12 protein-coding genes are annotated in these 10,173 nt (G+C 62.0%); all 12 read right to left on the bottom strand.

Annotation, left to right across the window (positions count from 1 at the left end):
• Nucleotides 1-376: 376 nt before the first annotated feature.
• A complete protein-coding gene (locus MTR64_RS11160) occupies nucleotides 377-736 on the bottom strand; it encodes a hypothetical protein (RefSeq protein ID WP_243993783.1) in 360 nt (119 codons plus the stop codon).
• A gap of 246 nt (nucleotides 737-982) precedes the next feature.
• Nucleotides 983-1,393: a Rieske (2Fe-2S) protein gene (locus MTR64_RS11155; RefSeq protein ID WP_243993781.1), complete on the bottom strand. Its 411-nt coding sequence runs from the start codon at nucleotides 1,391-1,393 to the stop codon at nucleotides 983-985.
• Nucleotides 1,390-1,815, bottom strand: a complete 426-nt coding sequence (locus MTR64_RS11150; RefSeq protein WP_243993779.1) for a group III truncated hemoglobin — start codon at nucleotides 1,813-1,815, stop codon at nucleotides 1,390-1,392. Before MTR64_RS11150 ends, MTR64_RS11155 begins: the two co-directional genes overlap by 4 nt.
• Nucleotides 1,812-2,444 carry a nitrogen fixation protein NifQ gene (locus tag MTR64_RS11145; RefSeq protein ID WP_243993777.1) on the bottom strand — a complete coding sequence of 211 codons (633 nt, stop codon included), beginning with the start codon at nucleotides 2,442-2,444 and terminating at the stop codon, nucleotides 1,812-1,814. The genes MTR64_RS11150 and MTR64_RS11145 overlap by 4 nt, the downstream gene beginning before the upstream one ends.
• Before the next feature lie 73 nt (nucleotides 2,445-2,517).
• Complete coding sequence (gene fdxB / locus MTR64_RS11140; RefSeq protein ID WP_243993775.1) at nucleotides 2,518-2,811, bottom strand: ferredoxin III, nif-specific; 294 nt, start codon at nucleotides 2,809-2,811, stop codon at nucleotides 2,518-2,520.
• Nucleotides 2,808-3,011 carry a CCE_0567 family metalloprotein gene (locus MTR64_RS11135; protein WP_243993773.1) on the bottom strand — a complete coding sequence of 68 codons (204 nt, stop codon included), beginning with the start codon at nucleotides 3,009-3,011 and terminating at the stop codon, nucleotides 2,808-2,810. Before MTR64_RS11135 ends, fdxB begins: the two co-directional genes overlap by 4 nt.
• A 14-nt stretch (nucleotides 3,012-3,025) precedes the next feature.
• On the bottom strand, nucleotides 3,026-3,484 hold the full coding sequence (locus MTR64_RS11130; RefSeq protein WP_243993771.1) for a NifX-associated nitrogen fixation protein: 459 nt from the start codon (nucleotides 3,482-3,484) through the stop codon (nucleotides 3,026-3,028).
• Between the two features lies 1 nt (nucleotide 3,485).
• The gene (gene nifX / locus MTR64_RS11125) at nucleotides 3,486-3,905 is read right to left on the bottom strand and encodes a nitrogen fixation protein NifX (RefSeq protein ID WP_243993769.1); all 420 of its coding nucleotides are present in this window, start codon (nucleotides 3,903-3,905) and stop codon (nucleotides 3,486-3,488) included.
• Nucleotides 3,902-5,281: a nitrogenase iron-molybdenum cofactor biosynthesis protein NifN gene (gene nifN / locus MTR64_RS11120; protein ID WP_243993767.1), complete on the bottom strand. Its 1,380-nt coding sequence runs from the start codon at nucleotides 5,279-5,281 to the stop codon at nucleotides 3,902-3,904. Before nifN ends, nifX begins: the two co-directional genes overlap by 4 nt.
• Nucleotides 5,281-6,945: a nitrogenase iron-molybdenum cofactor biosynthesis protein NifE gene (gene nifE, locus MTR64_RS11115; RefSeq protein ID WP_243993765.1), complete on the bottom strand. Its 1,665-nt coding sequence runs from the start codon at nucleotides 6,943-6,945 to the stop codon at nucleotides 5,281-5,283. Before nifE ends, nifN begins: the two co-directional genes overlap by 1 nt.
• Before the next feature lie 79 nt (nucleotides 6,946-7,024).
• Entirely contained in the window at nucleotides 7,025-8,584 is a 1,560-nt protein-coding gene (gene nifK / locus MTR64_RS11110; RefSeq protein WP_243993763.1) for a nitrogenase molybdenum-iron protein subunit beta, read from the bottom strand.
• Between the two features lie 35 nt (nucleotides 8,585-8,619).
• The gene (gene nifD, locus MTR64_RS11105) at nucleotides 8,620-10,122 is read right to left on the bottom strand and encodes a nitrogenase molybdenum-iron protein alpha chain (protein ID WP_243993761.1); all 1,503 of its coding nucleotides are present in this window, start codon (nucleotides 10,120-10,122) and stop codon (nucleotides 8,620-8,622) included.
• Nucleotides 10,123-10,173 lie beyond the last annotated feature (51 nt).

The raw sequence follows: 10,173 nt of genomic DNA, 5'->3' as shown, positions 1-10,173 counted from the left end.
CACGCGAGAACAAAGGGAGCAATGAAATGCGCAGGATCGACTTCCACTGCAGTGAACATCAACAAGCCAGCGGCCAGAGCAACCAAGCCAGACAAACCATGACGCTTTGTCTTTAGGAATGGGGAGACCCAAACCGCGTTTACCCAAAGCGCCAAGGGAGCCAGAAATGCGACAATACTGCCAGGAATTGCGTCAATTGTGGTTCGCGCGGGTTCTAACATATCACGAGCATATCAGCCGTAAGAATGACTGCAATGTCGGCGCGTCCGGAATGGCTCCTTCCGGATTAAAATGTTGAAATTCTGCCGTTGCTCTGAATGTTCGACCGCTGCTGGCAGTTGATCATCTTGGCGGTAGGACGGCAATGTCGGGGCTATCAGTCGTTTGTGATGAACTGGCGAGAACGGCTTTTACGTCCAACTCGCTCCCGCCGCGCTTCGAGCCCTCGTTTGATGCATTCTCCAAGCGGCTCGCTTGCACCTTTTCTCCAACCGCCCTTTCTAGCTACATCATGCCTAGCAGAGCTCTCGATGAGATCGACCGCTGCATCATCTACGTATTCGATCTGAGATACCGCTTGGTTGTTCTTGTGGCGTATCCGACGGCTTTCTAGAGCTTTTCTCAGTGGAACCGCTTTTCGGGCAGCTTTGTTATTACCGAAAAAATATCCGCTCCGGTCACGCGCCAAACTCAGCGCCTTTTTCTCTTGCGGAGTCTTGGGGGGCTTACGGCTCATTGCCGCACTTTATCGATATCGACGAACGTCAGCAATGTCGGCGTATCCCGAACAGCATGTTTTAGGGCCGATTTGCACCAAGCTGCCCTTCCCTGCCTTCGTCATTGCGAGCCCGAAGGGCGAAGCAATCCAGGGCGGTTGGCGCTCGCTCTGGATTGCCGCGTCGGCTTCGCCTCCTCGCAATGACGAAAATGGAGGCCATGGGTTCCTCGCCAAGAGCCTTGGTATCCCGCCAATCTCGCAGTTCTACTCCGCCCCCTGCCCGCTGTCGAAATCGTCGTCCTCGACCAGCGCGACACCCGAAAGACAGATGTCGCCCTCGCTGTCGATCTCGACGTCGATCGCCGTCAGCCGCTGGCCCAGACACGGCCCCTGCACGCATTCGCCGCTGCCCAGATCGAACAGCGCGCCGTGCTTGCCGCACTGGATGCGCGTGCCCTCGCCATCGAGGAATTCGCCGCGGTCCCAGTCGAGATGCGTATCCTGATGCGGGCAGCGGTTTTCGAAGGCGCGCACATTGCGGCCCCAGCGCAGGATGAAGATCGGCCAGGGTACGACATCGCCCTCGCCGTTCCGGCGGGCCAGGACCAGCGGAATGGCGCGGCGGTTGGGGATGTCTTCCAGCGCGCAGACCGCGAAGAGTTCATCCGCCATCATGCCGGAGCTCCCATCGGACGGGTCTTCGGCGTGGGCAGCGGCAGCATGCCCATCTTGAAGCTCTCGGTCATGTGCCGCGCCCGCTGCATCGCGGGGCCTGCCAGCTCTTCGGGAAGCTCTTCGTTCACCGCCTCCTCGAACGCCGCCATCCAGCGGTCGAAGTGCGTTTCCTCGACGGTCAGCTTGGTGTGATGGACATAGGGCGTGCCGCGCTTGTAGCGATCGGTGCCGAGCAGCGCATGCGACCAGAAATCGGCGACGAAACCATAGTGCTCCTCGAAGTCATCGATCTCAGCCCGGAACATCGGCCCGAGCAGGGCATCCTCGAAACAGAGGTCATAGAAGCGCCGGACCATGGCCATGATCGCGGCCTCCGCTGCATCCCCGGAGAAAACGGCAGGCCCGATATCGCAGCCGCTCATGCCCGGCCCTCCATGACGGTTGCCGCCGCAACCGGCTTTCCATTGGCAATGCGCGCCAGCAGCGCCTCACCGTCTTCGGCCCCGAAACAGGCCTCGAAATCGTCGCACTCGGTGCAGACCGGTGCGGAGCAAAGACGGAAGCCTTCAGACGAGCACATCATGCGGTAGAAGAACTTCTTCCATTTCATGTCGGCATTGTTCTTCATGGCAAGGCGCGGGAAGTGCTGCTGCATCAGCATCGACAGTTCGGTGCGGTTGGCCAGCCCCAGGTCCTGCCAGAGATGATTGGGCCGCTGGCAGCGCCGCGCGATCAGACGGGTGAGCAGGAGTTCGAAAACGGAGGCTTCCGAACAGTTCATCCAGAGGATGTCCCGCAGCGCCTGCTCCTCCTTGGCCACCACCGGATCGCCTGCTTCTGGCAGCGAGACATGCGGGAAAACCTGCCGGCACAGCTCGTTCAGTTCTTCGCCATCGAGGCCCGTGGCATCTGCGAGGCTGGTTCCCTCGATCTCGGATTCGAACAGCGCGAGAGCGAGGATGCAGGATGCGATGTGGACGTCGAAGGCCGGCACATGCGCGTTTCCGCCCTGCCAGAGAAGCTCCGCGTAAATCGATTCCGCACGTCCCATCGCTATTCCCCTCATCCGGTCATCATATGCCTCCGGCTCTCTCCCAAAACTTCCCGCCCGTCTTTGTCTATTATCAAGCGGCCAATGCGTGTGTCTGGCAATTTGTCGGGCAAACGCGGGCGCAGGCGCCGCAACCGATGCAGGCATCGGCGTCGTTCATCGCCATCACGCGCTTTTCGATGTCTTCGTCATCGTCGTCGTCATCAAGTTCGACGATATCTCCGTCTTCGTTGAGGCCCTTCAGGGTCATCACATCGCGCCCGCAGACCTTGAAGCAGCGGCCGCAGCCGATGCAGGCCTCCGGATCGATCGAGAGGAGATATTCGGGCTTCCAGTCGCGCCCGCCACGGGTGGTGAACGCGTTCATGCCGCAGTCTCCAGCGCCTTGAGTTCGGCGCGCTTGGCGTTGAGTGCGGCATAGCTGTCGCGCACCCGCTCGGCCGTGGCCATCACGTTTTCAACGCCCACCGGAAGTTCCTCCGACAGGTCATGCAGGTCCATCTTCGCCTGCATCGCCTTGGCCGACAGCTTCTTCACTTCGGCCTTCAGAGTCTCGACATCGGACATCTGGAAAATCTCCCTCAGTAGTCGGCGACCGCCGGGAATTTCTCGATCATGTCGACAGCCTGCCCGATCAGCTTCTCGGCCTCGGCATTGAGCTTTTCGAGGTTGTCGAAACCGAAGCGGTGCGCATCGCGCAACTGCTTGTTGAGCACGATCAGACGCCCGGCAATCAGGACCATACGGCCGAAGCCCTCATGGCTCATCTTCATCATCGGCTGGACCATGCGCTTGGTGCGCCGCTCGATCTCCAGGCACATCGCGCCATAGAACAGTTCGAGGCGCCACAGTGTGTCGGGATCGGGATCGCCGATGATCGGGATCGCCCGGCGCTTTTCCTTGTCCATGAGATAGGGTTCGAGCAGCTGGTAGTCGCTCTTGCGCTCCCAGTGACCGTGTGTGTCCTGCGCGCGGACCTGGCGCACCAGCGCGGCGGCGAAGCCTTCGACGACCGGGGTTTCAACGACAGCTTCAGTCATCTCACGCTTCCTCTTCTTCGAAATCAAGCCCTTCAGGATCGAACTGGCGTTCGCCGCCCTTGGCCAGCACCTTGCGCAGCCACGGAGGCGGCGTGCCGCTGATGACCTGGCGCAGCTTTTCGAGCATCCCCTCGATCGGTTCGGGCTCCGGCACCTTCATCGGGTGAATGTTCTGCGCGACGACGCGCGCCGCCCCCGAACCGCCGATCGCGGCCACGACGAGGATCGAAACCCCCTGCAGCGCTTCGAGCTTGGGCGCCAGCTTGTCTTCGTCCCCGTCTTCCTTGAGATCGCCGGTGAAGGACTCGACCTTGTCGAGCGACCAGCCCTCGGGTGTCAGATCGTAGATCGCGAGGTTCTTGGCCCAACCGAAGTGGGCATCGATCCGTTCCAGGTCCTGCGTGGCAAAGGCGACTTTCATGGGACAAGCTCCTTTTCGGGCTCTTGGGAAACGGCGGGGGCCACCGGCCAGGCATCGCGCCAGTCATCGGGGGACGGCTCGTGATGGCGGTGCATCAGCATGTTGCCGATGGCGAAAATGAGGTCGCGGGTGCCGCGGTAACCGACCGTAACGAGGTGCCCGGCGCCCAGCGTATCGAACATCGGAATACCGATGCGGAAATGCGGGATGTGCAGACGCTCCGCTGCCTGACGCCCATGGCTGTGGGTCATCAGGATGTCGGCATCCGCCGCAGCCGTCTCGAGGTCCTCGAGATCGCCGATCATCACGGTCTCGCAGGGCAGCTTGGCCAGCATCGGCGAAGTCGTGGTGGTGATCGCCGAGGAAATCTCCGCGCCCATTTCAGCCAGCGTCGAGACCAGCGCGAAAAGCAGGTCCGGTTCGGCGCCGATGGCGAAGCGGCGGCCGCCGATGTGGAAGTGTCCGTCGAGCATGGCATCGACCAGCTGGCCGCGCTGGCGGCGGTACTTGCGGGGAACCGGCTTGCCCGAAATCTCGCTGAGGAACAGGATCAGCTCGTCGCAGGCGGCAAGGCCCGTGAGGCGCTCGAACAGACGATAGGGGACACTACTGCGTCGTTCGAGCGCCTCTGCTGGGGACCGCATCTGTTCGCCGACCGCGATGGTCCAGCCTGCGTGGCCCAGCGCGCGGACCTCCTCACATCCGGCGCCGCCCAGCGTCGTCGGGGTGAAATCTTCGGGAATATGGCCGTCGAGCGAGCCGGACAGGTCGGGCACGAACGTCGGTTCCAGCCCGAATGCCTCGATGATGTCGCGCAGCTCATCGATATCGCCCGGCGTCAGGTGGCAGCCGGGCAGCACATTGACGCGCTTCATGTCGCGCTTAGCCACGGTCGCTTCGGGCACGATCTCCTCGATCAGCGCCGTTGCCGCCTTGGCCCAGCCATCCTCGAACGCGCCAGAAAAGTCCGGTGTCGAACACTGGACAATCGCGACATCGTCGAGTTCGGGATGACGGTCGCGGATCGTACGCACGAAGCCCTTGAGGTCATCGCCCTTCACTTCGGTGACGCCGGTCGAGCAGATGCCGATGATCTCGGGCTTGGTCTTCTTGACGATGTTGAGCACCGCCTGCTCGACATTCTCGAAGCCGCCCAGCACGGTGGCAACTTCAGACATCGCGGTTGTCTGCAGCGGGATCGCCTCGCGGAAATGGCGCACGAAGAGCACGAGACCGAAACTGGTGCAGCCCTGCGAACCATGTAGCAGCGGCATGGCCCCGCGCATGCCCATGAACGCGAGCGCCCCGCCGATCGGCTGGCTCATCTTGAGCGGGTTGACCGTGCAGGCCTTCGGGTTCTTGACCAGCTGCGCCATTATGCCGCCTCCGCCACGCTGGAGGCAGCAGGCCCCTCTTCGATGATCTCGTCGATCAGCACACCGCAGGCGCCGCAGCCGGTCGAGGCGCCCGTCGCCATGGCAACCGCCTCACGGGTGGCAGCCCCGGCGAGAATGGCATCCTCGATCATGCCCACATTGACCGCCTTGCACTTGCAGAGCCCCTCGGCGCGGCGTTCCGCCTCTACCTCTTCGGGCGTCATCGCAGCGGCAATTTCCTCGCCCTCGGCCATGGCCTTGTCCTGCCAGCTGATCTGGCCCGGAGTTTCCCACGGCGCGGGCTTGCGCACCTGTTCCCACATCGGGTTGGAGAGCGTGCGGTCGATCTCCTTCACCATCTCGACCATGCCGTGATAGCCGGCAAAGGCGCAGTGGCGTTCCTGGTTGATGTCCATCCACGGCATCGAGGCCTTGAGCGCGATGAACTGCGAGCGGCCGCCCGAGAGCATGATGTCCGCCTCGGCGGTCTTCAGCTTGCGGTACATTTCGCGCGGGGTGAGATCGTCGAACATGTGGGCATCGTCACCCATCAGCTTCTTGATCTTGTCCTTGTCTTCCTTGGTCGATTTCTTGACCGAGGTGCCGACGATTTCCATACCCGCTTCCTGCAGCGCGGCGACCACCGACCACGACTTCACGCCGCCGGTGATGAGCAGGACCTTCTTGCCCTTGAGGCGTGCGGCGTAAGGCGCGATGGCTTCCCAGGCGCGGGCTTCCTCGCGGGCGATCACGGCTTCGGTGCGGTCCATCAGCTCGGGATCGGCGCCGCGCTCGATGAGCAGGCGGGCAATCTCGCGCAAGCTGTCGGACATGTCGCCGATGCCGTAGAACGAGCCTTCGAAGAAGGGGATGTCGTACTGCTCCTCCATCTTGCGGGCGACGTTGATCATCGCCTTGGAGCAGACCATCATCGACGCCTTGGCGCGGTGCGACCAGGCGACTTCCTTGTATTTCGCATCGCCCGAGATGCAGGACAGGATGCGGATGCCCAGCTCGTCCAGCAGCGGCTTCACCTGCCACAGTTCGCCGGCAAGGTTGTATTCGCCGATGATGTTGATGTCGTAGGGCGTGGTGTACTCGGGCTCCTGTGTGCCGATCACGTGCTTGAGGATCGCTTCGCCCGCGAGCTTGTTGCCGAGGTTCTTGGGGCCGACGAAACCGGGCGAGAGGATAGGGACGCAGGGCGTATCGAACTTGGCCGTCGCGGCCTTGCAGACAGCCTCGATGTCATCGCCGATCATCGCCGGGACGCAGGTCTGATAGACGAAGACCGCAGGCGGGGCGTACTTGTCGACGATCTCCTTGATCGCCTTGAACAGGTGCTTCTCGCCGCCGAAGACGATGTCGGTCTCGGTCATGTCGGTGGTGAAGCCGGTGCGGTAGAGCGAGGACCCGGAGGTCTTCGCACCGCGGTTGTCCCACGAATTGCCTTCGCAGGCGATGGGACCGTGGACGAGGTGAGCCACGTCCGTGATGGGCTGGAGCGCGATCTTCGCTCCGTCGAAGGCACAGCCGCCGGCGGCGCCCCCGGGCTGGAGCTGCTTGGTGCAGCCCTTCTTGCGTTCTTTTTCCGACTTGGCCTGGTTCTTCGCGCAACCGGGTTCGTTGAACACTTCCTGGATGGTCTGGTTCACACTGCTCATCAAAAAGCTCCCCGGTCGCGCTTGAAACCTTCCCCCGCCATCCTTGCGAAAGCCGGAATGGCGGGGGAAATCCGTGACATCAGCGAATGATGTCGTAGCTGTAGTCGGTCTTGGCGGGCACGTTGGTGGTCGCGTCCATGTGCTCGAAGATCCGGTCGAGGATCGTCACGAGGACGTTGAGGCCACCCTGGTAACCCCACACCGGATACCGGTGCTTGTGGTGCCGGTCGAAGATCGGGAAGCCGATCCGGATCAGCGGCACGCCGGTGTCGCGCTCCAGGTACTTGCCGTAGGTGTTGCCGATGATGAAGTCCGGCTTCTCCGTGAACAGCAGCGAGCGCATGTGCCACAGGTCCTTGCCCGGATAGGCCTTGCAGTTCGCGCCGAACGGCGAGGACGCAAAGAGCGCTTCCATCTTGGCCGCCCAGGCCTTGCCGCCGTTGGTGGCGAGCACCACGGTGGGTTCGCCGCCCAGTTCCATCACGAACTTGGCGAGACCGTAAGCAAGGTCCGGATCGCCGTAGATGGCGAACTTCTTGCCGTGGATGTGGGCGTTCGAGTCGGCGATGGCGTCGACCAGACGGCCACGTTCCTTGGCCAGCTCTTCCGGAATTTCGACACCGGCGAGGCGGGCCGCTTCCATGATGAAGCTGTCGGTCGCCTCGACGCCGATCGGGTGGTTGAACGCCACCGTTTCCTGGCCGTGGTTGGCGATGAACGGCAGGGTCTTCTCGGTGCAGTATTCCTGCATCGAGATGGTGGCCTTGGCGTGAAGCGCGTTGGCCGCGTCTTCCAGCGTGGTGCCGCCGTCGTACATGCGGAACTCGCCGTCGGTCGGGGTATCCCAGACGTCCGACTGGTCGCCCACGATCGTGTAGTCGATCTTCATCATCTCGAAGATGCGCTTCACTTCACGCAGGTTGCCCACCGCGTAGCCATCGAACCCGTTGAGGAAGTTGATCTTCCCGTTGGGAACGCGGACCATCGGTTCGACGGTCTTGGCCTTGCCGTCCCAGAAGTGCTCGAGGATGCCCTTCATGGCGTTGTCGTAGCCGGTGATGTGGCTGCCGACAAAAGCCGGGGTGTGAGCGAAGGGAACGTCGTATTCCTGCGGAACCGATTCCTTTTCCTTCGCCGTCTTGATGAAGGCGTTGAGGTCGTCACCGATGACTTCCGCCATGCAGGTGGTGGAGACCGCGATCATCTTGGGCTTGTACATGTTGTAGGCGTTGGCGAGGCCATCGACCATGTTGTTCAGGCCACCGAACACCGCCGCGTCCTCGGTCATCGACGAGGAGACGCACGAGGTCGGCTCCTTGAAGTGGCGCGAGAAGTGCGAGCGGTAGTAAGCGACGCAACCCTGCGAGCCGTGCACGAAGGGCAGCGTGCTCTCGAAGCCGACCGCGGCGAAGACGGCGCCGAGCGGCTGACACGCCTTGGCCGGGTTGACCGTGAGAGCCTCGCGGCTGAAGTTGAGTTCCTTGTACTCTTCGGTCTTGGCCCATTCGCGAACCCGGGCCACCTCTTCGGCGGGGTGCGGGTTCTCGAATTCCGCTTTCTTGCGGGCGAGCATGTCGGTGTATTCCTCACCGCGGAACAGCTCGAAGTGGTCCTTAACCTTTTCTGCGTCCTGGGGCATCTAAGCCTCCTGTAAAATGAGTTGGTGAGATCCGGTTACTCGGCCGCGATGGCCATGTAGTCGCCGTCGTCCTTCTTCCAGGGCGTCGGGGCCATCTTCCAGACGGGCGAGTTGATCGCCATGTCCATGTCGCGAGCGAAGATCGCGAAGCCGTCGTAGCCGTGGTAGGGGCCCGAGTAGTCCCAGGAGTGCATCTGGCGGAACGGCACGCCCATCTTCTGGAAGACGTACTTTTCCTTGATGCCCGAACCGACGAGGTCCGGCTGGATCTTCTCGACGAACTTCTCGAACTCGTAGCCGGTCACGTCGTCGTAGATGAGCGTGCCATCCTTGACGTAGTGCTGGGCGGTGCGCTGATAGTCGTCGTTGTGGCCGAATTCATAACCGGTGCCGACCACGTCCATGCCGAGGTCCTCATAGGCACCGATCACGTGACGCGGGCGCAGACCGCCAACGTAGAGCATGACCTTCTTGCCTTCGAGGCGCGGCTTGTACTTGGCGATCACCGCTTCCATCAGCGGCTTGTACTTGGCGATGACGCGCTCGGCGCCTTCCTGGATGCTCTCGTCGAAGTACGTGGCGATCTTGCGCAGCGATTCCTCGATCTTCGTCGGGCCGAAGAAGTTGTATTCGCACCAGGGAATACCGTACTTCTCTTCCATGTGACGCGAGATGTAGTTCATCGAGCGGTAGCAGTGCAGAACGTTGAGCTTCGCCTTGGGCGTTGCTTCCAGTTCGGCGATCGAGCCGTCGCCCGACCACTGCGCCACGACGCGAAGACCCATTTCCTCAAGCAGGATGCGCGAGGACCAGGCGTCGCCGCCGATGTTGTAGTCGCCGATGATGGCAACGTCATACGGGCCGGGCTCGAACAGCGGTTCCTTGTCTTCGCACTTGTCGAAGACCCAGTCACGCACGGCGTCGTTGGCGATGTGGTGGCCGAGCGACTGCGAAACGCCGCGGAAGCCTTCGCAACGAACCGGAACGATGGTCTTGCCGTCGTATTCCTTGCTCTTCATCTTGGAGACGGCTTCGATGTCGTCGCCGATGAGGCCGATCGGGCATTCGGACTGGACGGTGATGCCCTTGTTCAGCGGGAACAGCATCTCGATTTCGTCCATGATCTTGGCGAGCTTCTTGTCGCCGCCGAAGACGATGTCCTTTTCCTGGAAGTCGGAGGTGAACTGCATCGTCACGAAGGTGTCGATGCCGGTCGTGCCGATGTAGTAGTTGCGGCGGGCGGCCCAGCTGTACTGGCCGCAGCCGACGGGACCGTGGCTGATGTGGATCATGTCCTTGATCGGGCCCCAGACCACGCCCTTCGAGCCGGCATAGGCACAGCCGCGGATGGTCATCACGCCCGGGATGGACTTGATGTTGGACTTCACGCCGCAGTCGCTCTTGCCCTCTTCGTGGACGTTGAGGTGCTTGGCGCGGCGCTTGGCGGTCTTCGCCGGATAGACTTCAAGGACTTCCTGGATCAACGCCCGGTTGCGTTCCTTGACTTCTGCGATGTCGGTTGGGGTCGAGACGCTCATTTCGATGCACTCCTGCTTTTTATCGGGCCGGTTTGATCCGGGAACCGTCCC

It is taken from the genome of Novosphingobium album (ex Hu et al. 2023), from assembly GCF_022832385.1.
Lineage (GTDB): Bacteria > Pseudomonadota > Alphaproteobacteria > Sphingomonadales > Sphingomonadaceae > Novosphingobium > Novosphingobium album.
Note: the sequence above shows the minus strand (reverse complement) of the source record. Positions and strands in the feature narration are given on the sequence as shown.